At 42.5% G+C, this 24165-nt stretch carries 22 protein-coding genes; 4 read left to right on the top strand and 18 right to left on the bottom strand.

Translation table 11 applies throughout. From position 1 onward, the window contains the following. The first annotated feature begins 4 nt into the window (after positions 1-4). Both NSQ55_RS13950 and NSQ55_RS13945 read left to right on the top strand, forming a co-directional pair. Positions 5-859: an SDR family oxidoreductase gene (locus tag NSQ55_RS13950; protein WP_339174026.1), complete on the top strand. Its 855-nt coding sequence runs from the start codon at positions 5-7 to the stop codon at positions 857-859. Between the two features lie 22 nt (positions 860-881). Next, positions 882-1772 (top strand): LysR family transcriptional regulator, encoded by an 891-nt coding sequence (locus NSQ55_RS13945; RefSeq protein WP_036678189.1) that lies wholly within the window; start codon positions 882-884, stop codon positions 1770-1772. A 24-nt stretch (positions 1773-1796) separates the two neighbouring features. Here NSQ55_RS13945 and NSQ55_RS13940 read toward each other — a convergent pair whose 3' ends face one another. The 9 genes from NSQ55_RS13940 to NSQ55_RS13900 form a co-directional block, all read right to left on the bottom strand. Continuing rightward, positions 1797-2480: an ABC transporter ATP-binding protein gene (locus NSQ55_RS13940; RefSeq protein ID WP_076129337.1), complete on the bottom strand. Its 684-nt coding sequence runs from the start codon at positions 2478-2480 to the stop codon at positions 1797-1799. Next, complete coding sequence (locus NSQ55_RS13935; protein WP_076185926.1) at positions 2477-3595, bottom strand: ABC transporter permease; 1119 nt, start codon at positions 3593-3595, stop codon at positions 2477-2479. Before NSQ55_RS13935 ends, NSQ55_RS13940 begins: the two co-directional genes overlap by 4 nt. A gap of 69 nt (positions 3596-3664) precedes the next feature. Further along, a complete protein-coding gene (locus NSQ55_RS13930) occupies positions 3665-5041 on the bottom strand; it encodes a HAMP domain-containing sensor histidine kinase (protein ID WP_076185929.1) in 1377 nt (458 codons plus the stop codon). After that, entirely contained in the window at positions 5038-5715 is a 678-nt protein-coding gene (locus tag NSQ55_RS13925) for a response regulator transcription factor (protein WP_076129334.1), read from the bottom strand. Before NSQ55_RS13925 ends, NSQ55_RS13930 begins: the two co-directional genes overlap by 4 nt. Positions 5716-5786: 71 nt before the next feature. Further along, entirely contained in the window at positions 5787-6593 is an 807-nt protein-coding gene (locus NSQ55_RS13920) for an NmrA family NAD(P)-binding protein (RefSeq protein WP_076129333.1), read from the bottom strand. Between the two features lie 17 nt (positions 6594-6610). Continuing rightward, on the bottom strand, positions 6611-7060 hold the full coding sequence (locus NSQ55_RS13915) for a MarR family transcriptional regulator (protein ID WP_076129332.1): 450 nt from the start codon (positions 7058-7060) through the stop codon (positions 6611-6613). 140 nt (positions 7061-7200) lie between these two features. Beyond that, entirely contained in the window at positions 7201-8394 is a 1194-nt protein-coding gene (locus tag NSQ55_RS13910) for a metallophosphoesterase (protein WP_076129331.1), read from the bottom strand. Between the two features lie 152 nt (positions 8395-8546). After that, positions 8547-8957 (bottom strand): bacteriohemerythrin, encoded by a 411-nt coding sequence (locus NSQ55_RS13905; RefSeq protein WP_051491008.1) that lies wholly within the window; start codon positions 8955-8957, stop codon positions 8547-8549. A 135-nt stretch (positions 8958-9092) separates the two neighbouring features. Next, on the bottom strand, positions 9093-9962 hold the full coding sequence (locus NSQ55_RS13900; protein WP_076129330.1) for a cation diffusion facilitator family transporter: 870 nt from the start codon (positions 9960-9962) through the stop codon (positions 9093-9095). A gap of 249 nt (positions 9963-10211) precedes the next feature. Here NSQ55_RS13900 and NSQ55_RS13895 point away from each other — a divergent pair, with 249 nt between their 5' ends. Beyond that, entirely contained in the window at positions 10212-11570 is a 1359-nt protein-coding gene (locus NSQ55_RS13895) for a PQQ-binding-like beta-propeller repeat protein (protein WP_339174020.1), read from the top strand. 37 nt (positions 11571-11607) lie between these two features. Here NSQ55_RS13895 and NSQ55_RS13890 read toward each other — a convergent pair whose 3' ends face one another. Next, positions 11608-12111, bottom strand: a complete 504-nt coding sequence (locus NSQ55_RS13890; protein ID WP_076129328.1) for a ferritin — start codon at positions 12109-12111, stop codon at positions 11608-11610. A 127-nt stretch (positions 12112-12238) separates the two neighbouring features. On the opposite strand from NSQ55_RS13890, the gene nagZ reads away from it, so the two are divergent. Then, complete coding sequence (gene nagZ / locus NSQ55_RS13885) at positions 12239-13537, top strand: beta-N-acetylhexosaminidase (protein ID WP_076301986.1); 1299 nt, start codon at positions 12239-12241, stop codon at positions 13535-13537. A 19-nt stretch (positions 13538-13556) separates the two neighbouring features. On the opposite strand, the gene NSQ55_RS13880 is transcribed toward nagZ, so the two are convergent. The 8 genes from NSQ55_RS13880 to NSQ55_RS13845 all read right to left on the bottom strand — a co-directional run bounded on the left by NSQ55_RS13880 (position 13557) and on the right by NSQ55_RS13845 (position 24158). Then, positions 13557-14645 (bottom strand): efflux RND transporter periplasmic adaptor subunit, encoded by a 1089-nt coding sequence (locus NSQ55_RS13880; RefSeq protein ID WP_076129326.1) that lies wholly within the window; start codon positions 14643-14645, stop codon positions 13557-13559. Positions 14646-14675: 30 nt separating this feature from the next. Beyond that, on the bottom strand, positions 14676-16064 hold the full coding sequence (locus NSQ55_RS13875; RefSeq protein WP_175619944.1) for an ABC transporter permease: 1389 nt from the start codon (positions 16062-16064) through the stop codon (positions 14676-14678). Continuing rightward, positions 16054-16773 (bottom strand): ABC transporter ATP-binding protein, encoded by a 720-nt coding sequence (locus NSQ55_RS13870; RefSeq protein WP_076129325.1) that lies wholly within the window; start codon positions 16771-16773, stop codon positions 16054-16056. Before NSQ55_RS13870 ends, NSQ55_RS13875 begins: the two co-directional genes overlap by 11 nt. A gap of 39 nt (positions 16774-16812) precedes the next feature. Next, positions 16813-19410, bottom strand: coding sequence for a hypothetical protein (locus NSQ55_RS13865; protein ID WP_339174016.1), 2598 nt, complete (start codon positions 19408-19410; stop codon positions 16813-16815). Between the two features lie 132 nt (positions 19411-19542). Continuing rightward, positions 19543-20871, bottom strand: coding sequence for a hypothetical protein (locus NSQ55_RS13860; RefSeq protein ID WP_076185943.1), 1329 nt, complete (start codon positions 20869-20871; stop codon positions 19543-19545). After that, positions 20868-21956, bottom strand: a complete 1089-nt coding sequence (locus NSQ55_RS13855) for a DUF58 domain-containing protein (RefSeq protein WP_076278984.1) — start codon at positions 21954-21956, stop codon at positions 20868-20870. Before NSQ55_RS13855 ends, NSQ55_RS13860 begins: the two co-directional genes overlap by 4 nt. A 3-nt stretch (positions 21957-21959) precedes the next feature. After that, positions 21960-22937, bottom strand: a complete 978-nt coding sequence (locus NSQ55_RS13850; RefSeq protein ID WP_076194299.1) for a MoxR family ATPase — start codon at positions 22935-22937, stop codon at positions 21960-21962. A 132-nt stretch (positions 22938-23069) separates the two neighbouring features. After that, entirely contained in the window at positions 23070-24158 is a 1089-nt protein-coding gene (locus NSQ55_RS13845; protein ID WP_076280720.1) for a GerAB/ArcD/ProY family transporter, read from the bottom strand. Positions 24159-24165: the final 7 nt, after the last annotated feature.

Here is a 24165-nt window from a genome sequence, read left to right as displayed (position 1 = left end):
GGTTATGATAGAATTAACTTTGCATCCAGCATTAGAAGGGAAAATCGCTGTGATTACCGGAGGAGCCGGTGTATTATGCCGGGTTATGGCGCTAGAGTTAGGTCGGCAAGGAGCTAAAGTCGCGATTCTAAATCGCACCGCAGCTAAGGGAGATTTGGTTGCCGCTGAAATTACAGCCGCAGGCGGTCAAGCGATTTCACTTTCCTGTGATGTTACAGATCAACAGAGTGTTATGAGAGCCGCAGAAGCTGTTAAGAATCACTGGGGTCCTTGCGATCTATTAATTAACGGAGCTGGCGGAAATGATTCCTCAGCAAATACGACCCAAGAGATTTTCAAAAATGATGACCTGGAGAACCCGAACATATTCACTTTTTTTGACCTTAGTGTAGATGGATTTCGCAATGTGATGGACCTAAATCTAATTGGAACATTGATCCCAACCCAAGTTTTTGCCAAGCAGATGCTCGGCAGAACGGGCACATCTGTTATTAATATTTCATCCATGAGTGCACCTTCTCCAATGACCAAAGTACCTGCCTACAGCGCTGCCAAAGCAGGAATTAATAATCTCACCCAGTGGCTCTCCGTTCATTTCGCTGAGTCTGGTATACGTGTGAATGCCATTGCCCCTGGCTTTTTCCTTACTAAACAAAATGAGAAGCTGTTGGTTCGTGAAGATGGCGAGCTTACAGACCGTTCCCAAAAAATCATCTCTCATACTCCAATGCGCCGCTTTGGACAGCCGGAGGATCTGCTTGGCACACTACTCTGGTTAGCAGATGAAGCAATGTCAAGCTTTGTGACCGGAGTTACCGTCCCCGTTGACGGTGGATTCTTGGCTTATTCGGGAGTATAGACTAATCTAATGAGGGATTACAATGATTGTAGATCCATTACGCGTATTCGTTACTGTAGCTGAACTGAGTCATTTTTCCAAAGCAGGAGAAGCGCTGAATTTATCTCAACCCGGTGTCAGTCTGCATATCCGGAATCTTGAGAATGAGCTCGGTGCTAAACTCCTGCATCGTTCTTCTAAACAGGTTAGATTAACAGAAGCCGGCAGTATTCTTTATAAACACGCCAAACAAATATTGGCTCATTTCGATGAAGCAAGTCAGGAAATCCATATGCTTCAGGACGAAGTCACTGGGAGTATACATATCGGCGCTAGTTTTACTATAGGTGAATATATTTTGCCGGCAAGACTTGCTGATTTTGCCAATCAATATCCGCAGGTCAAGCTGCAAGTGACGATAGGCAATACTGAGGAGATTATTGGAGGCGTTAAATCCAACGAACTGGACATAGGGTTTATTGAAGGTGAGGTCCATGAGAATGATCTGAATGTCACTCCTTATATGAAAGACGAGATGATTATGGTCGCTCCTGCTACCCACCCTCTGTCAAAAGCGATTTCTGTGGAGCAGAGCATGTTGCAGGATCAGGTTTGGGTGCTTCGCGAACACGGCTCAGGTACACGAGCTTTCAGTGATCATTTCCTACAGGAGGAAGATATTTCTGTTAAAAGATCCTATGTCTTCAACAGCTCTCAAGGTGTTAAAGAAGCTGTAGCCTCTGGCCTCGGAATCGCCATGCTCTCCAGATGGATTGTACGGAAGGAACTAGAAAGCGGTGAGATCAAAGAGCTGCCAATCAGGCAACATCATCTGGAAAGGCAATTCTCAATCATCCGACATCAAGAATGTTCTTCTTCCTTAGCTACCGATGTCTTTATAAAAAAGCTACTTGTCTTTAGAAAAGACAAGTAGCTTTTTTTCTTCCACACTATGAAATTATACTTGATGTTCAACCAAATGCCCGTCTTCCAGATGCAGAACCCGGTCACACCATTCGAGCATCCGTTCATCATGAGTGACCATTACCGCTGCTTTACCTTCACTCTTCACCTCATCAGCGATCATGCGTACAACTTCTCTTCCGCGTTTGAAGTCCAGACTGGCTGTCGGCTCGTCTGCAAAGAGAATCGCTGGTTTATTCATCCACGCTCTAGCGATAGCTACACGCTGCTTCTCCCCACCGGAGAGCTGTTCCGGATAATGATTACGCCGTTTCCAGATATCCAGCCGCTTCATCAAATCAGCAGCCCGTTCCTTCGCTTCCTTAGCACTCATTTTCGCCTGCTTGGCTACAAAAAGGAGTTGCTCCTCCACCTTCAAATAAGGCAACAACTGAGCGCTTTGGAACATAAAACCTATCTTCTCTAAACGGAGCTCCGTCAGCTCACTTTTACTTTTATCTGTAAGTGATTCCCCATCTATAAAAATTTCACCACTAGTAGGTGTTAGAAGTGCACCAGCCGCTGAAAGGAATGTACTTTTCCCTGTTCCCGAAGGTCCAAGGACAGCAACGAATTCCCCTTCATTAACGATCAGATTCAAATTGTTCAGCACAGACACCGTTGTATCGCCATCACCGTAGTTTTTGGTTACTTGCTTCATGATTAGTTTTGCACTCATGCTCCAGCCCTCCCAATAGCTTCTAATGCATCTACTTTTGCCACTTTAGCGACAGAAATTAGTGATCCTAAAAGAGACATCCCAACGAATAAACAGCTGGTTAAAAGAATGGTGGAAGGCTCCAGTTGGAATGGCATCGAATCAGGCAGAACCTTATTCATCCCAAAGGTAAGCAGTAAGCTAATGCAAAGACTTGAAATAGCTAAAATCATAACCTGCCCTACCACACTCCAAGCCAAGTAAGACATTTTGGTACCCATCGCCTTCAGAATACCAAACTGACTAGTTTTCTGAATCGTAATGACATAGAAGAATACTGCCAGAACAAACGCTGCGATCACAAACAGGAAAACAATCATCATTAGCAGTGAACCCTGCTCTGCCGAGTAGCCCGGAATATTGGAAATAGCTACTTTTTGCGTAATGACCTCTACATCTTTTACATTCGTTGAAATCTTATTTACTTGATCAGCATTCGCATTAAGGGCAATCACATTAAACGGTACCGACGAAGAGGTTTCTTCTCCTTGGTTAACCCCCTGCTTCATAGCTTGCCAATCCTGATTGTTGATATAAACTACTGGGGTATGGCTGTAAGAGCTATCCTCAACAAAACCTGCGACAGTAAATTCCATCCCGGTTGCCTGATCACGAATGATACTGCCAAGTTTGATTCCTGACTGTTCCAGGTCACGATCAACAAGGACTTTACCGTTTGTCTCATTCGTAATCTTGTCACCTTCAACTACTTTAGGAGCTAATAACCCATTCATATCTACTGCAAAAAAAGTAATATCTGCTTTTACGTCTGCCTCGTTAGCAGTGACAGTGCTCATCTGCATTGCAAGTGAAGATGCATTATTGTCTCCAACTACTGCACGTACATTCTGGAGCTCCGTATCTGTTAACTGAGAACGTCTAAAGGTCTGATCCGCATCACCTTGCACTACAAAATAATTCGCCGGCATGTTCTCTACTGCAGAGATATTTGCATAAGCTAATCCTCTGGCTAGTCCCGTGACGAAAAGTACAAGAAAGGAAACCAATAACATGATAACCATAATTAATAGGTATCTGGCTTTAGAATGTCGCATTTCCCTTAAGGCTAAAAACATATTACCACTCCTTCTAATCTGTATAGTCACAGTTTAGAAGATGAAAATGAACGGAGTATGAATAATGAATTACAAAAGCGGAAGTGTAACTGTAAAGGTAGTCCCTTCACCCAAAGTACTGGTTACTTCAATGGTTCCGTTATGCGCTTCTACTATTTTTTGAGAAATCGCAAGTCCAAGTCCGCTGCTATGGGTTTCATGCGTTCGTGCTCGATCTACTTTATAGAAACGATCAAAGATTAACGGCAACTCCTCGGCTGAAATGCCTTCACCCGTATCAGACACAGAAACAATACAGTTCTGTTCCATAAGCTTCGCGGAAATCATAATGGAACCCTCAGCAGGTGTGTATTTTATGGCGTTAGAGAGCAGGTTCATCCATACCTGGAACAATAGATTTGGATCACCTAGAACGCTGATGTCTGCAAGATTCAAACGCACGGCCAGTTGTTTCTCTGTTAATCTCCATTCCATGATTTGTACGACCTGTCTTAGTTGTGCACGTAAGTCTGTCGACTTTTTCTGTATGGAATTAGGATCATAATCAAGCGAAGACAAGGTAAGCAGCTGTTTGCTTAGCAATGAAAGACGATGGCTTTCTTGGTCAATGATATTGAGATACTGTAACCGTTCATCCTCAGGTAAGGTTGAATCTTGTAACGCTTGGGCAAATCCCTGAATTGATGTTAATGGCGACTCAATTTCATGTGATACATTAGCGACAAATTCCTGACGTGCCCGATTTGTTCGTTCCAGCTCCCGGCTCATAATCATAAAATGGGAAGCTAACTGACCAATCTCATCACGCCGCCACGTATTCAATTTGATATCGTATCTGCCTTTTGAGATCCGTTTAGTGGCCGTCGTCAAACGTGTAATAGGTCTAACTACATGCAGTACGCTAATCATTACAAAGCCTAAGCTAAACAACACGGTGAACCCAATGATCACAGCAAAAAAGACGCGCAGCTCACCGAATTGTACTTCAGCATCCGGACGCATAAACAAAGCATACGTCTCATTGTTTACTTTTACAGGAACACCAATTGAATTACGCAGTTGATTATCAAAAAATCCGGTAATAAATGCACTGTCCGGGAAATCCGCAACCCCATGATAAATTTGCCCATTCAGAACCTTCTCTAGTTGCTGCTCATCCAAATCTTCTTTTCTAAAGGGCTTACCGTAGAATCTTGATTCCCCTTCAGCATCTGTTAAATAGATTTTATAACCCAGCTTGGCTATACTCCGCAAATAATCCTCCATTGTCTCCGGATGTGATTCTGCGAATTGTTGAACCTCGATAGCCATTCCGGTAAGTTTGGCATCGTTCTGAGATTTAATCTGGGCTTGATAATAAATATTAGACACCAAAAATCCAAGAAGGCTACTCACCACAATTACTGAACAGAAGACAATACACATCCGGACATACAAGGATCTCATACGTTAACCATCTCCAATTTATAGCCAATGCCTCGAACGGTTCGGATCACAAAATCTTCCTGATAATCTACGAAGCGCTGACGCAATCGTTTGATATGTACATCGACTGTTCGCTCATCCCCTTCATAATCCATGCCCCATACCAGTTCAATTAACTCACTACGTGTATATAACCTGCCTGGATATTGTGCCAATTGAGCCAGAAGCTCAAACTCTTTTACCGGTAGCAGCAGAACCTCATCACCATCGGTTATTTCATAATTTTTGCGGTCAATAACTAGAGAATTTAATCGAATCCGATCATCTGAAGCAATGGAATAGCGGCGAAATAACGCTTTGATCCGAAATAGCAACTCTTCAGGCTCAAAAGGTTTCGTTAGATAATCATCCGTCCCCCGCAAATAACCTTGCTCTTTATCACTCAGCTGCTGACGTGCTGTCAATAAAATGATCGGAATATCATACGTTTCTCTAATATGCTGACATAGCTCTAACCCATCTACATGTGGCATCATTACATCTACGACCGCTAAATCCGCAATACTGTCCTGCAATTTATGTATCGCATCTCGGCCATCACTGGCCTCCATCACCTGATATCCTTCCCTTGTTAGTACATGTTTTAATAATGTTCGAATATTCACATCGTCATCTGCTACTAAAATCTTCTTCATCATTTACACTCCCTGAATAATGGATGAACTCATAGTAACAACTTTATAACGATAGAACAACTAAAGTCAGATCAAACAAAAGGCTTGATACTCTCTCTTAGTGTGGTAACCGGCCGCTCCATCAGTCTCTCCAGATCTTTTGATGTAGAAGCAGTATCTATCTTCGCTAAAAACGAATAAATCCAATGCTGAATACTTGAATCCTGGCGAAACGTAATTTTTTTCCCTGATAACTCTGATAATACATCAACTAATTCGTTGAAGTCCCAAACGTTTGGTGCAGCTAGTTCGTAGACTTGGTTCATATGTCCATTCGTTGTAAGAACCTTTGCCGTAGCTAAAGCGAGGTCCTCACGAGTGACTGAATTAAACTGCCAGTTCCCTGGATAAGTGGGTAGCTCGCCGCTTTCCATGGCTTCCTTCAACCCAAGCACACCCACAAAATCTATATACAAAGCGTTACGCAGAAACGTATAATCTATCCCTGATTCAAGAATCATCTGCTCAGTTAGTAAATGAACATGATAAGAAGGAATCGGACCTTTGGGTGGAAAGGCAAATCCAGTATAAAGCAGATGCTTCACATTGGCCTTTTTTGCTGCATGAATGACCTGAGCATGCTGATGTAATCTGATCTTATCATCGGTATGAGAGCTGGAGATTAAAAGTAACGTTGTGACCCCAGTAAAAGCTTCAATCAGCGTATCTAACTGGTCATAATCGGCAAAACGGACTTCGAACCCTTTTTCTAAATAATTAACAGCTTTCTCTGGCTGACGAACACAAGCAATAACTTGACTAGCCGGAACGTACTTCTCAAGCTTCTCCATAATTAAGCTGCCTAATTGACCTGTGGCTCCTGTAACCATAATCGACATACATAACACCCTTTCTGTTATTCGAATGTACTCAGTTTTTGTAATAAAAAGATAAGTTGATGAAGCTCCTGATCATTCAGATTCTTCATTCTCTCTGCGACAGCCTGACGATTCTCTGGAAGATGCTCCAGAAGTAATTGCTGGCCTTCAGTCGTAATCGAAATGACGCTTTTTCTGCCATCCTTGGTATCATTCGAACGGGTTATTAATCCATCTCGCTCCAATGGTGTTAACAGCATGCTTATATTAGCTTTGGTAACTCCAATAATGTGAGCCAATGTAGAAGGCAGAATCGCACCTCCCTGTTTAGAGATCTCCACCAAGATACGAATTCTTGCTCCGTTCAATCCTTTCGACTGCCAATATTTCTCAGAAACAGAAACTAAATTTGCAGTAGCTTCAACTAATGTAAAAAATGCTTTGGTATGCAATGGCTGATTCAGCACAAACTGTTGTAAATGATCCATATTCTATAATTCAGCTCCAATATAGTTAAGTCCTTAACTAATTTTAAACATACTACACTCCCCATGAGTTGTCAAAAAAAAGAAGCTGCCTCACCTAGCAGATAAATCTGCTGATGAAACAGCCTCTAAATAAACTCATTTTAGATTAACACCGTTTTTGTGGAAACAGGCTCTTCACTGTATTTTTTAGAACCCTCCAGCATAACCTCCAGCTTAATGATCTCCGACCGGCTTGCTAAACGAATTGGGGGGCCCCATGTTCCATAACCTGACGACACGACTACATGCAAATTGTCCTTACGAAGATATCCCCAGTCCAGCTCGAACAAACGTTTAGTGATCCAGTGATTAGGAGCAATCTGTCCTCGGTGTGTATGACCCGAGAGTAGAACGTCTACCCCAGCTTGAGCGGCTACGTCGAAGCCTGTAGGCTGATGATCCATCATAATCACAGGACGTGTAAGATCAAGTCCTTCGAGCAAGGTGCTTACACTTTGTCTGCCACCAGCTTCCATCGTCTCGGCTGTCTTGTCTTTTCGGCCTACAATATACGTTCCTGCGACTTCTTCAACCTCATCTTGCAGGACCTTGATCCCAATACTACTCATCAAATCGGTATATTCCTTAATTGATCCACCATAATATTCGTGATTGCCCAGTACTGCGTAGACACCATAACGAGCTTTTAACTGTTTAATCTGTTCACTCATACTATTGCGGATAAAAGGTTCAATGCTGTCATCCAAGACATCTCCAGCCAGCAAAATCACATCGGGTTGCATCGCGTTCATTTGTGCCACCATTTTTTTGAGATGACGATTGCCCACGATATTCCCTAAGTGCAGGTCTGAAGCAACCGCGATCGTTAATGGCGTGCTGGTGCCAATAGATTTATCAATAGGTATGGAATGTGTGCGGATCACGGTACTCCAGGCGTTGATTGAACCCCAGACCAGAAAGACTGCCAGTAATATCAGAATTGTCCCGCCCGCTTCTGCAATGTAATAGGTACGATTGATTCCTGACCATCCCAGTATCACATATAATAGGTCTGCCAAAGGTAACATAATGATTGCAAATTCCATACACGCTAAATAATACGATCCAATCACTTTAAAGAATCTGGCGATCGGTTTAACCGATTTTGGCCATGGGATCATTCCAATGACATACGCAAAAGCGATCAGCATAAATAATGTCCAGAATACTGCTGACGAAACACCTGAAAACCATTCATGAATAAGTAACCAGCCGTGATAGCCAATGTAGAAATTAACAAGACCCAGAATGAGCAGCATAGCAAATCCTGAAGCTAACATTCGTAATGTTTTCATCGTTTCTCTCCCCTTTACCTAACTACTTCTCTACTTCTTATCTCAAATCATAACACAAACCGTTAACCCAGTATAAACTGCAATGCGGTGTTCGGAAAACATCGGAACTAAAAAAAGAAAATGCCCATCGGCATCTTCTTTGGAGGTTTATCTTATATCGCTTTATCACGTGTGGCCATACATTGACCAATCAGCTTATCGCATTTATTGATGTGATTTATCAGCCAGTCTGTTAACGTTCGATTAAGCTTGATGGTTGAGAGTACGGATACTCCCTTTGTTTTGACCGTTTCTTCCAATTCGAGAACTGCCTTCACGAAATCAGCATGCGTCTGACGATGTTCAGCTAGTTCAGGGAAGTTGATCTCCTCCATCAGCTGCTCTTCATTACTGAAATGTTCAATCGTGTATTCTTTTAAGAATTTCAGTGTTTCCTCAATCTTTTCTTTCCCTTGCTGATTACTGCATGCTTCAAAGAATTCGTTCAATTTCGCTAACAACTGTCTGTGCTGGCAGTCAATTTTTTCTACACCGATATCATATGAATCTTTCCAAGCGATCATGAAATCACCATTCCGTTTCTTGAAAATTACATTTTAATTTTATTTTCCACCTTTCTCCACAAAAGAACTATTAACAACATCACAGGTGCTTATATTCAACCATTAGCTGTACATATGGCACCTACTGATAAATCTCTACTTCATCACGGGTTCGATATGTACAAGTACATTGGAAACTTGGTGCCGGTCTTTTAACTGTTCTTCAATTTCTTCCGTAATATCATGACTCTGCACTACACTTAGCTGAGAATCCACTAGCACAGTTGTGTCTACTAATACGTTATTCCCATGGATACGGGCTTTGATATCTTTTATGGATTGTACACCATCAATTTCTGCCACAGTTTCTTTCATATGTTCAAGCTCTTCCGCATCAAATCCGTCCGTCAGATCATGCGTAGCTTTGCTAAAGATATCCCATGCCGTCTTACAGATGATTAGTCCGACAATGATGGCTGTAAGCGGGTCAAGCCAAGGAACGCCCAAGGAGGAAGCCACAATTCCGATAAAAGCGCCCACGCTAACTATAGCATCTGATCGATTATCCAGTGCTACTGCCCGCATTGCGTTACTGTTAATGGCACGGGCCAGCCTAATATTATACATATAGACAGCCATCATAACTACAGCACAGCCCACTGCCGTCCACGCCGCTATGAGATCAGGACTTTCCAGTGCTGGTTGAATAAATTTGTTCACAGCTTGGTACAAAACTTGAAGCCCTACCGCAATCATAATGAATGAAGCAATTAATGAAGCCACGGTCTCCGCTCTAAAATGCCCGTAGCTGTGGTTCGAATCCGGCGGTCTTCTGGAAATCTTCAGGCCAATTAGTACCGCGATAGAAGCAATAATATCTGTACTGTTATTCAATCCATCTGCAAGCAACGCTTGAGATCCTGAGACCGTACCTATGAACAGCTTGATAGCTGATAAAAAGATATAAGCAACGATGCTTAGCCAAGCTCCTTTTTCGCCTTGTTTAATGTCGTTATAAGTTTCCAAAAAAAGAACCCCCAAAGAATAGTATTGTTCTATACTACACTTTGAGAATCGGGTGGGTCTAGAGAAACAGTGTTGCTACGGGGCGCAATAGTTCCCTCTGTCAAATAGAGTTGCAAGGTCGTAACTGTTTTGCAGGACGCAACATAGTTTGCCCCCGTTCAACTTTGCTTCCATTCTTCTGGAATAGTAACTTTTTGCTATTTTTATTGTCTAATTATAGTAATGACTAATTCAAAGGAGCGTGGAGTGATGATTCAGTCTTTGCCGAAGAAAATTGTTACATGTTTAGCTATAGGAAGTATTTTAATTCCAATAACAAACAGTAGATCAATGTCAGTCATTTCTGCAGAAAAAGCAATTGTAAGCCTAAGTAACACTTATTACAGTGAAGTCACAGCCCCGATCCTAAAACCTGTTTGGTCAGCACAACTCGCCATTTTAAAAAAAGATAGAATCACCGGACAGGACATTACAGCACTCGCGGAAAACGGAAAGATCTTTGCGTTGCAGCGCAATGAAAAATTAACCGCAATGAATGCGGCAACAGGCAAAAAAATATGGGAGTTCGGAAGTGGATTAGCGCCGCTATTCACGTACAGCAATGGATTTATCTACGGTCTAACCCAAAGCGGCTCCCTATATGCCGTTAATGAGGCAGGTAAAAAAGCATGGTCGGCTTCCATAACACTCCCCAAAGCTACAAATATACAGCGTTTAGGATCTACTATTTATGTTACTCAAGAGGAACAATTAGCAGCAGTTGACGCCGTAACCGGAAAGATCAAATGGAAGGCTGTAGAGAAAGGCAATAACTTTACAGGCTTATCAGAGGTCATGGAATCAGATGGGGTCGTTATTCGCAGCTATCTGTCTCAAGGGGCCTTAACAACTGCTGGACTCGCCGCTTATGACAGTCTGACAGGAAAAAAACTATGGGACCAGACCCGGCAGTGGATGCCGTTAGCAGTGAAGGATGGGCTCCTCTACTCTATCACGAATACATTTATGATGGATGATGACCCGGTAAATCGAAAAGTCAAAGTATCCGTGTTCAACATAAAGACAGGTGAATTAAAAGGAGAACGTTTATATAAATGGACAGATACCGAGAATAAAGATGGTGTGTACAGTTATAATGGGATGAATGGAAACGCGTTTTTGGATGGAAAGGACTTTTACATCTTTCAGGGCAGTAAGTTTGTGAAATATGATTTCTGGAATTATTCTGCAGAGGGTAAACCGGTGCAAACCTGGGCCTCGATGGTTAAAGAAAAAGACTCTCCATTGAACCAAGTTTATCAACAAAGAATGTTATTTCAAAATCAAGATAAAGGTACTTTATCCGCACTTAAGCTAGGAACCGGCCAGCTTGTCGACCTCAATATTGGAGAGAATCCAGTGGTACAGACGGATCTGTTTGGAAACGTGGTTTATAGTGGACAATCTGATGGCCTATTTCACGCTTATGACATGTTAACTCTAAAGCCTATTTTCACTGTGAACACAGGCTCTCGTAACTTTGCCCCTTCCCTTAAAACTGGAGGGATGCTGATGATTCGGACGGATAATAAGCTGCTCGCGATTAAACTTCCTACATCTATAAAATAAAAAAGCCTGATTTCTCAGGCTTTTGGGCTTCAATAAATTATTCAGCCGGAGCTGTAAAAGTACGTGCAGCAAACTCGGCATCCAGCATGTAGAAAGCGTTGCTATCTTTTTCAATTCGTTTCAGTTTACTGATGATGTTGCTAAAGAGTGCTTCTTCTTCTACTTGCTCGTCTATAAACCATTTCAAGAAATAAATCGTCGCATGTTCACGCTCATCCAGAGCAAGGTCAGCCAAATGATAGAACCGTTTAGTGTTCTGCTGTTCATGCGCGAAGGCATGTTCAAAAGCATCTAACATCGAGTTATATTCGTTCTTCGGCTCTGGCAGTGCTTCTAGCGTAGCACGGTTATCCCGGTCGTTAAGGAATTTATAAATCTTCATGGCATGGAACCGTTCTTCTTCGGCTTGAATTAGAAAAAAGTTTGCAAATCCATCCAGACTTTCGCCGGAACAATAAGCAGCCATCGCTAGATAAACATGAGCGGAATAAAACTCGAAATTCATCTGTTCATTAAGTGCTTGTACTAATCCATCTTTCATTGGACCGTCACCTCATTATTCAAATTTAATATGTAAATATTTAAGTTTATCTTATCACCGTGCTTCTAAGTCAGCAAGGATTCCTCTCCCAATATCTAATTTAGCTAACGAAAGGACGACTATTCAGATGATTAGATTCACCCGTCACAGCCTAAAGCCTAAGATTTCCGGTACACTCTTCATTATTGCAGCTATGGTGTCACTGTTCCTCATTGCTGGCTGTTCTAATAGCAGCAGTAATTCACAGTCCGAAGCTACCGATTCACCAACCTCCCAATCCACACCTGCACCAACCACCAGCTTGGCTCCCACCCCCTCAGCAGTCAGCGATCCAATTGCTCTTCAGGTTGCTGAGATGACTTTGGAAGAAAAAATCGGACAAATGCTCCTAGTTGGAATTGATGGAACTGTCCTTGATGAGCAAGCTAAAAAGATGATTACCGAAGACAAAATAGGTGGAATCATCCTCTATAAGGACAATATTAAAAGCCTGAAAGGGATGATCAGTCTTATCAATTCTATGAAAAAGAGTAACACTGGCAACCCTGCCCCACTATTCATGAGTGTTGATCAGGAGGGTGGAAAAGTCAGCAGGATGCCTAAAGAATATGCTACATTCCCTTCTAACGGAACAGTGGGTGCAAGTAATGACGCTGCTGCTGCCGAGAAAATGGGAAAGCTGCTCGCAAGAGAAGTACGTTCAGCCGGATTTAATATGAACTTTGCTCCAGTTCTCGATATCAATAGCAATCCAGACAATCCAGTCATCGGAGACCGGTCGTTCGGCAATGCTGCTGGCCAAGTCATTCAACTAGGGATTGCCGAAATGAAGGGAATTGAGAGCGAAGGCGTCGTTCCTGTTGTCAAGCATTTCCCAGGACACGGAGATACTTCTGTCGACTCCCATCTGGATCTGCCGATTGTGAACAAAACAGCCGGTCAGCTAGCCGACTTAGAATGGCTCCCCTTCCAAGCAGCCATTAAAGAGGGGACGGACGCCGTAATGGTCGCTCATATTTTGTTTCCAAAATTAGATCCAGACAAACCCGCATCCTTATCGCGTACCATTATTGGTGAACAGCTTCGAGATGAAATGGGCTACCAAGGAATCGTAATTACAGACGATCTAACCATGGGAGCCATTATGAAGAACTACGATCTGACTACAGCAGCAGTAGATACTGTGAATGCAGGTAGTGATATTCTCCTTGTCGCTCACGGCTATGATAATGAAAAACGGGTCATGGACTCCCTCCTGCAAAACGTAAAAAACGGTAAGATTCAAGAAACACGGATTGATGAAAGCGTCTATCGGATCTTAGCCTTAAAAGCCAAATATAACCTTTCCGATGAGCAAATCCCGGTTCCTGATCTTACCGATCTTAATAAAGAGATTAACGTTTGGCGTCAAACGATTGAGAAGTAAATCTAAGCGTTAGTCATTGTTACTGAAGAACAACAACATCTCCAACCTTCAACCCAGAGAGAACCTCTGTTTTGTCCGTAGTTTCCAGACCCACTTCGATGTCTTTTCGTTCATATTGCCCGTCCCCTTTATCCAGCATAACGTAGGAGAGGTCTCCTTCATGCATTACAGCTATGCTGGATACAACGGTGGCATTTTCTTTGCGAACTGTTTCAATTTCTCCGTTTAAGCTTAAGCCACCGATCAAATGCTCGTCAGGCTGCAGCGTGATAACCACTTCGAATTGAGGAACCGAACTGGCAGTAGCATTCTGCCCTGAAGCTGTCTTTGCAAATTTCGCTACCTTCGTAACTTCTCCAGATAACTTCAAATCTTTTATAGCTGTCATTTTTACGTCGACCTTCATGCCTGTCTTTATACGGAAGACGTCTTGTTCACCTACAAGAGCAATGAATTCTAGCTTGTTCATATCTACTATTTTTCCGATATATTGATTATCTGTCACTGTTTGCGGAATTTCGCTTGCACTGTCAAATAAGAAAATGCCGGTTGCCGGAGCATAATAAAGTGCTGTTTTGAGTTTGGCTTTTTTCTCTGTTAATTCGCGTGCTTGTATTTCGGCATTGACCTGATTAAGCTCGTCCCCTAGCCGTGTTGCTTCTTGGGCTGTGAGTGCTTTAATCCGTTCTGCTTCAGTTGCACCAAGGGCTGCATTCTCTTCGTCTTGCTGGCTCACAAATGCATTCAGCTCTGCTTCCAGCTTTGCTTTACGGATGGTCGCCTCTTGTGTAGCAATCTCATTCTTCAAGGCTTCCTGATCGAGAGTAAACAGTAAATCACCTTTTTTGACCTGTCCACCGTTCTCAACCTTCCACTTTGTCACCTTTGAAGCATATGGAGCATAAACAAGCGTTTCTTTCTCATAATTAGAATTACCTTTAACCTGTATGGAATTGGTAATGGTCTCCTGTGTGACCTCAAAAGTTATGGCTTGTGGGGGTTCAACAGGCTCTAACTGCGCTTCAGGCTTATACATCTTACTATATAGAAAATAACCTGCTGCAATTATAATCAGTACCAATACAATCCACTTGATTCTCCTCTTCATCACTTTGGCTTCCTTTCAACTTAAAAATAGCTAATCCCGTTTAATCGCCGTGAGTGCATTCGTTCTGGATGCACTGATCGCCGGATAAATACCCGATAATACCCCTGTCATTACCGCAAATGCGATCCCTACCGGAAGAGTCATCAGAGGAATATAAATCACCAAAGGCTCGCCTCCACCCATTCCTGAAGAGTTACCGATGAGCTTATTAATTCCTAATACAATCAAGTATGAAAAGGCTATGCCGAGCAATCCGCCCAACATCCCGAGCAATGCCGCTTCTGTAATGAACATATTGCGGATCTGGCCCATATTGGCGCCCAACACTTTCATAATACCGATCTGCCGTCGTCGTTGATGAGTGGACATAGTCATCGCAACGATAATGGAGATCGAAGCAATAATCAGAATAAATACACCTATACCGAGAGCTGCTTTCTTGACCATGCTGAAGGTATCAGCGAGTGCCTCTTTTTGATACAAATTCGTGCTTGTTGTTAGAGTAAGTTTCTGAATAAGCTTCTCCAGTTCCACGATATTCTCAGTGCTGTCTACCTTTACAATCGCTGAGTTATAGACACCCTTTTGCCCAGCGGTTCCACTCGATAGCTTCATTTGTTCTACAAGCCGCTCGCCAGTCTCTAGTGACACATAGATCTTCTTGTCGTACATAGCCATGTTCTCGTTCGTTCCACTCGGGTTGTCGAGGATTCCCACCACTTGAATCGGTGAGCTAACCAACATCCCTCCAGTTTGAGAGGCGGGATCAAAAGACTGTAATTGAACCTGCTGCTTGTACATATCTGTTGGAAGCATGCTTAAGCTGTTGTACTGTTCCATCAACTTATTGTTATATGGATCTGTACTCAGTTGTTCAAAAAGACGCTGCCGAGTTTCGTTATCAATCAGTCCAACGGTTGCACCATAGTTCAGTACAGCCATTCCTACCAAATCAGAAGCTCCGCCTTGTTTGAATTTCTTATCATATTTCGTTAACAAGCGTAGATCCGTTCCAATAAGCTGTACATCTGTTATTTTATTATCGATAGTCAACATCTGTATGTACCCTAGCTCTTGAAAGGGAGCTGCTGCAGTTACATGCCGCAAGCCTTTAATAATCTCCAGCTTTTGTGCTGTCAGCCTGCCGGGATCAAGCTTTTCATTGGCCGCAGACGATCCGCTGCCACCGTTGCCTCCTCCTTGGGAGGGTATACCTCCGTTGGGAGACACCGTAATTTCATCCATTTTGAAATTGCGGTTGATTTCCCGCTCCGTGTAGCTCTGTGCGGAGTCTCCTATACTTAATGCAACTATGATTGCAGCACATCCAATGGATATGCCAGCCATACAAAGACCTGTGACAACTTTCCGCCGTTTGACCTGTTCCCAAGCCAAGCGGGAAATATCACTAATCCTCAATGAGTATACCCCCTTCGAGTTCAGTATTCGAAGAAGTTTGGTTTTCAGTAATCATATATCCGTCCCGAAGCGTGAATATCCGCTGCATTTGCTCCGCGACTTTTAGCTCGTGAGTTACAACTATGAAGGTGGTCTTCATCTTCTTGTTCAGGTTAAGCAGGATATTGATAATTTCTTCTTCTGTCTTCGAATCTAGGTTTCCGGTTGGTTCATCTGCAAAGATAACAGATGGTTCCGTAATCAAGGAGCGTGCAATACTAACACGCTGCTGCTGTCCGCCAGACAGCTGGGAAGGGAACAAGTCGGCTTTATCAGGAATGCCGACTCCTTCCAACAATTCTAAAGCTTTTTGTTTACGTATAGAGGGTGCAACGGATTGAAAAACCAGCGGCAGCTCTACATTTTCACGGACTGTCATGCTAGTAATCAGCTCATAAGCTTGAAAGATAAACCCGATATTTTTTCTGCGAAATTCCGATAGCTTATTCTCACTCATCTTCACGATATCTTGATCGGCAATATAAATATGGCCTTCCGTAGGTTTCATTAGTCCTGCCATCAGATTGAGCATCGTTGACTTACCGGAACCCGAGCTCCCCAGCAGTGCTACCATCTCCCCCTCTTTCACAGAAAAGTCAATTTGATGAAGCACTGCTGTAGTTTCATTACCGTTTTTATAAGAATGCGTTACATTTTCCACTCGCAACATTGGAGCTGCTCCTCTTCGTACAATAATAGATATGAAATGCTATTTCTCAGTTACAACTGCTCTATCAATCTTGATGTTATAAGCTTGACTAGCCAACTCGATCCGTTCGCCTTGGAATTCATCGTACAGCGTGATCCGGTAGGTTCCTCCTGACAAATTCTTATACATATTATTGCTAAAGCTTGCTGTATACGAGTTGTTGGTCCCTTCAAGAATATCGGTGCCAATGTTCAAGCTTCGTTCCTGAGATAGACCATATGGATCCGTCATTTTGAGGACCAGCTTATGCGTGAAGGTTCCCATATCATAGCTGCTGTCACGAAGAAGATTGTAATTCATAACTATATTTATAGAGTCACTGCCTTGTAGTGAGCGCCCTTCCGAACTTAGAACGGACATGGTATACGGATAAATAGCCACCCTCGTCAAGTTCTTCTCTGGTGGTGTGATGACCGGATTTAATGACAGTGAAGCCATATTAATAAATCCAGTGGATTCCTGACCGGGTTCCGTCAGCTTATTTCCAGTAATCCCTGGCCCAAGGAACAGGCTTACATCAGAAGCATTAACAGCCTTGGGAACCTTAGCCCAAAAGGTGATTAATTGCTTACCGCCTGGAGTAGCAGACGTATCCGGCTGATTGGCTGTAGCTTCGAATAGCTGACCATCTCCCGTTTTGTAATAAGCTTGGAGACGAGCCATTTTGCTTTGTCTTTTCTCTTCACTGCTCAGAAGCAGCTCTGTGTATACGAGATTGGAGTTAAGTCCTTCATAAATAATGGTTTTGTTCTCTTGCACTTTAGCGTTCTTGCCTTTACCAGAGATAACATAACTTCCTCCAGTTTCAATAGAGGCTACAGCGTTCATCATGCTGTTCGTAGTAACTGACAGGAACGAGCTTTTCTCTTCTTTTACCATAGAATAAAGATTTAATTTTAATTTATCGAACTCTTGTGTATAAGGAATTTTGGCAAACACATAGATTTCAGCGTTTTTACCGGGCCCAATCGTTGAAGTTTCCTTATCCATAAACAATTCCGTTGAAGATGTCATGTCCTCATTGTCTACCTGAACAGCTCCCTTTAATTCCGGCAGTGACAAGGCAACCGATTGGGTATTCGTAATATTTAATCTGGCAACAACGATATCATCGTCTTTCCATGGAAAACGCTGCAAGGAAACTAAACTATAAGTAAACGTCCCATATTCATTTGTTGCTCTATATTCCATACCTTTTTGTATCTCAGGACGCAAGGTATAGGAGATCGTAAAGTAAGCAACCGGAACCGTTAGTTTAGCTGTGTTGCTCGTAGCGACATTGGTTCCACCAGTGCTTCCAGTTGCTGCACCTTCTCCAGTAGTTCCCGTTTCACTATTATCTGGAGCAGAAACAGCCTCAATCATCTGCAATTGCAGTGAATTCTGTTCTACCTCAAGGGGTACCTGTGCGGTAAGCGGGATGATTTTTTCCTCCAGCGGTTTTATGGTTAATCCGCTCAAGCCCTTAGAATTGATCGGAAAGGTTGTCCCAGTTGAGGATTTGACGGCAAGCTCATAAGAAGGTAACGTAACGGCTGACTTCCCTGTATTCTTCACTCGCAGCTGAAAAGTCCAGAATCCCTTGTTGTTCTCTGCGTATACGGTTGCGTTATTTAATTGGGTTTCAACCGTATTGTTATTGATGGTAATTTTCTTGATTACACCTTTGCCAACTACCAGATTTGGTGTAGTAGCCGCAGGCAGCTTGTACGAGGATTTGGCAATCTCCAGCTTCAGCGCCTCATCCTTTTGGGTGAATTGCAGTTTCATATTCTCCGTCTTCATATACGAAGGAATTTCTGTAAGATAATAAATGGTCTTTTTCTCTTGGGGCTGAATTTTATAACTAAGCTGAGAACGGTCAAGGGCTAATTCATACGAGCTTCCCCCTGCCGAGACCAAATATGCTGCGTAACCAGGATCACTTAATACTTTGCTGCCTTTATTGGTCAAGCTTATGCCCACCTTGGCATAAACCTTTCCGCTGTATTTGTAGAGCTCCAAGGATTCACTTTTAGCAATAACCGGAATGTCATTCATTGTAGTGCTTACATTTTTTCCGTTTACAGCGGTTGGCGAATAGTTGGCGGGTATATTAAAAGTTCCTACTTGCTTGAGATACCCCTTGGTTTTGGAATCCCAAACGTACATTGGAATCTTGATACCTTTTAACGAATTTACCTGGCCAACATTAACATAATATGTAACGCGCAAGCTTTCGTTAGAACCCACTTTTTTCTTAGTAGCGTCCGCACTTAGTGGATTCCCTGGAATAACAGAGCCGCCAGAGGTCATAACTCTCGAAAAATAATACAGTAGGCTAGCACTTTTGCTGCTGCCATTCGAATAGTTAATTGTATAAGTTAAAATATTGCCTCCAGGCTGTGACCAAATATTCACATCTTCCAGTGTAGCTTTGATATTAGCTCCTAAAGAAACGGAACCCAGATTACTAGGAGCTGTTACAGTTGCAGCAGCTACCGCCGATTTTGGCTGAACAGAACTAACTGCGGCAGCCGAAGCGGTATGCCCTGTCAACTGGCTTATGACAAAGGTGCTTAAGAGTAAAACAACATATGTACTGCTATGCTTTCTCATTGACTTCCCTCCACGAGTATTTTACTAGAATTATTATAGTGGTTAGCACAGATCCAATTGTATCCATGTTGTAACTCTTACAGGTCTTTTGTAACCTATTTGTTCCAATTTGCATATATTCTGAAAATGATTCTATAATTTCAGTTGATTTTTCAAAGCTGCAATATCAGAAGCGGCAGGCTCGTCTTCTCCGTATCTAACTTTTTCATATATTTCAATCAATTGATCTGCTGCTAAAGAATCATCATCCCCCTTACGTTTATGCTTGCTACGATCTCCCCATAGCAAAACATCCCTTTTTGTTTCCTGCGGCGTAAGATAACTTTTCATTTCATAACCGTTATCGCGCTTTATATTAAGCCACCGCCGATAAAGCCAACGGACACGTTCCTGCTCGCCATTCATCTGATCCCAGCGATCCTTACGATGTTTTGAAGGAAGACGAGAGCTCCAGAAATCCTTTAACCCTCGAACGGTTTGTTCCCAAGTAAAGACGCTTTTCTCCTCGTCTAGATATGCTGTATTATTCTTAGGGGTATGTTCCCTACGTAACATCGATAACAATGCATCTATGACTTTCCGCCACTTTTCTCCAGCATTTCTGTACAACCAGCGAAGTGCATAATAGGCTACAAATCCCAATAATACCGCCGCCAAAATATAAAACCCGTATTCTAGTATAATAGCTAGCCAGCCACGCTTTTGCTCGCCAATTGGTGGTAACATCGGAGTTGCTGGCGGCAATTCTGCTGGCGGAGGCTCTGGTTCTTTTGTGCCAGAAAATAACTGATTAATAAAATTGAAAAATGAGCGTAAGAGTCTCCATACCAATGATCCTATAGCTTTACCGACACCTGCCGCTAGTACAGCTGCAATAACTCCAATCACAATGACATATATACGATTATTCCGTTGTATCCCTTTGGGCAGCGTTTCATTCTCTTCAGTAAGTGCGCTGTATCGTATATAGCTGCTATTAGAAATAAGTAAAGTCAGTATTAAATACAGACTGCCACACCAGGTCAATAACGGCACACTTGGCTCCAATTCAGGAACTCTATGAAACGCTATAGTTGCCACAAAATAGATTATTATACCTATCCAAAACATTCTGAATCTATTATTTCTAGAGTCTACCGTCATCCCTAAGAATGTACATATAATTCCAGCCACACCTAAGGGAAGGCTTTCGATGGATAAACTCCCTGAAGCCACACCTAATAATGCCCCGAGGATTAAGGCGGCAAGTAATTGCTTCCATCTTACATTGCAAAAATTGCGCAAAAGAATGCCTGCTAAAGCTAGTATAGGCAGCGCAATCAACCATATTTGTTCATCTTGTTGGGGCAACAAATAAATCTGAAATAGAACCCAAACCGGTAGAAATAGCAACAATTCAATAATAGACCACAACCAGAGTTTCACTGTTTCCCTTACATAGCCAGACAACGTAAGCTTCATGCGCTCTCTCTCCCTTGTTCCGGAATATCCAGCCATTCCACACCATTGCCTTGCTGCATTAGGAGATCCGTCGCCTTTTGCAATTCTGCTCCCCTATGGCAGCTTATGATTAGAAAATCTGTGTCACTAATTCCACTCTCAACCTGCAATTCCAATAGTCGACTCATAGGAAGTGTTCTATCCAGCTTCAGCCTTGCCAGGAGCTCTAACATATCTTCGAGCTGAGCCATCGGCTCTGCTTCAATTGGATCTCTTTCGCCAGCATCGTCCAATCTGCCATTACAGATTAATCCGGTCTCAATTCCATGCTGCATTGCGTATTCAGCTATAGTCGCTGCATATCTTATTCCTTGCTCGATTCGTTCCACATCAGTCACCGTTCTCCACATGGAATCACTGTCCTCTATATTCAGACAGATGACGAGCCGGGAATCAGCCGTGTAATCTTTTTTATGAACCTGCATAACACCAGTACGTGCTGTAGCCTTCCAGTTTACCAATCCCATAGAATCTCCTGAGCTATATTCACGAATGCCAGCAGTCAGAAAAGGGTCTTCAACGATCCATCTTTTCACAGGAAGCTCACCCAGCCAGCTATGAATGGGCAATGGAAGCTCGTCTAGATTCAGCAGAACGGGATAGATCAACAACTCTAACTCGAGTGGATATGTTTTGTTTTTTCGAGTCAAACCAAATGGATCTCCCGTTGTCATAGTCACGGATTCTAAACGATATAAACCACGACGTTCACATGTCACTTGGTGCCGTCTTTTAATATGACGATAAGATTTTAAATAGAATAAACTAATATGATTCTGAGAGATTTCTCCTGTACTAATCCCAAGATTATCCTGACTTCCAAATTCCAGACCTCTCGCAATACTAGACTCCAATCGGAGCCACGGCAAAGGAAGAAGCTTCGCATTAATGATCTCCTCGATCATCTCAATACGTTCTCCTTCATAAGCAGTTTTATGTGAAAAATAGCGAGAATAACTAAGCGCTTTCAGACCATTCCGTTTATAAATGTCAGCAAGAAGTAACACCAACGCCACTGTAATGAAAATGAACCAAGGCAAAGCCATAGGTCATTCCACCTTTCCGCCTCTTAAGGACGTCACGGGTTCAGCAGGCACCTCAACTTCACGAAGCACTTGCAATACAATATCCGCGGCTTGTCCCTCTCTTGAGCCTAATCCCCGATGAAGCAGCAGACGATGTGCAAGCACGGAAACAGCCACGGCTTTGATATCATCCGGTGTTACATAGGATCTGCCTTGAATAAGTGCATATCCCTGAGCTGATCTAAGCAACGCGCCACTAGCACGTGGACTCGCACCCAGTTTTACTGCCGTAGATTTGCGTGTAGCTTCCGTTATCCGTACGATATAACCTAATAAATCATCACTGATACTTACCGATGCGGCTAAACGCTGTGCGGCTTGAATATCTTGTGCCGTTGCTACAGGAAAAGACTCTTCGAGCGGATTATTCTCACGAAAACGCTGCAAAATATGTATCCCTTCATCAAAGGTAGGATAACCCGTAGTAATCCGCATCAAAAATCGATCTAATTGAGCCTCAGGCAGTGGGAAGGTCCCTTGGTTGTCTATCGGATTCTGAGTAGCAATGACAAGAAACGGTGCTTCTAATCCGTGCGTTACCCCATCGATAGTAATTTGCCGTTCCTCCATACACTCGAGTAGGCTGGATTGGGTTCTAGGTGTTGCACGATTAATTTCGTCAGCCAGCAGTATATTGGCAAATACCGGACCTGGTCTGAACTGAAACTCTCCCGTCTTCTGATTGTAATAGTTGATCCCGCTTAAATCGGAAGGCAATAAATCCGGCGTAAATTGTATGCGCTTAAATGAACAATCCAATGATTTGGCAAGCACCTTTGCCAGCAAGGTTTTACCCGTACCAGGTACATCTTCCAGCAAGACATGTCCATTCGCAAGTAATGCGGTCAGCAGCAGGTCTACTCCCTCCTCTTTTCCTACAATGACTTTGGCAAGATTGGCCCTAATAGATTTGATAAGTTCAGCTACTTCTTGAAGATTCATGTGAATACACCATCCAATCTGAGGATAATTATGTAATAAGTGCTTTAATCATAACAGAAAGCGTACCCGATTTATAATTCACAAAAAAAGGCACTGCCCATAATTAGACAGCACCCGTCTTCCATTCGATTTTCATTTCGCCGTCTTATGCCGATATCGAAAGAAAGCTACAATCCCGTAATAAATGGGTATGCTTTCAACGATTAGCCAAATGATCACAATGGCAAAGCTTTTGTAGTGTTCGTAATATCTGCCGACGTCGCGTGAATATAAGTACGCTATTGTCACTGAAGCCAGTGTTAAAAGGGGAACGTAAATTTTTTTACTGTTAGTATTAAACAAACTTGCTACACATTTTGAAGCTATATAGATAAGGAAAGCGCTGTGAATAAACATCGAAGACGACCATATTCCAATCAAAAGCGGGTCTGTATTACCTAATAAATTATCTTCTTTCGAACTACGCACCATCTCAAGAAAAGGATATTGGAGTTGCTGGCCTAAATGTGGACCAAAACTCATCATTGTCAATAACCATCCTATTAAGACCGTAATTGAAACATAGAACTGCGCAAATACTAATCTTTTCATCATTTTCGCTTCAATTTTTAAATCAGGTGCAATGAACAAAAGGACAATCCATTCTCCAAACCATGACATGACCACAATAGAATCTTTCAGGGCGATTCCAGGATCATGATAATGAAAGAAAGCAGGTACCATATTAAAGTCCGCGTTTGGAAGGAATAAATTAAATAAAATGATCACGGTAATAAAGAAAATAATAAATAATCCATCGGCCATATATGTAATTGTTGCAAATCCTAGACTTGCCGTGTACATGATTACGAGACCAACGACACACTGGATAAATAGAGGTGGAGTTCCTCTTAAATAATTCGAGCCGAAAAATAGTACGAAATTCTCTATATCGAAAGAAACATAATAAACACACCAGCATAGTAGGAGCAGAATCATAAATTTATGTGGCCATTTGCCAATGATCTCTTTTCCAAAGTGAACCCAAGCTTGATTAGGTCGCAGCTTACCAACATAGATTGTAAACCACAATAATATCAATCCTAATAAGGAGCCAACGATTAATGCAATCCAGCCTTGATAAGAGGAAGTAGCAATAATAGCTGGTATCAAAAAAATGGTGGTTTGTGAGCTAAAAAAAATGGTGATAAACCGGAACAGCTGCCACTTTGTTGTACGCATAACTTCT

This window comes from Paenibacillus sp. FSL H7-0943, from assembly GCF_037963265.1.
GTDB classification, from domain to species: domain Bacteria; phylum Bacillota; class Bacilli; order Paenibacillales; family Paenibacillaceae; genus Paenibacillus_AQ; species Paenibacillus_AQ odorifer.
Note: the sequence above shows the minus strand (reverse complement) of the source record. Positions and strands in the feature narration are given on the sequence as shown.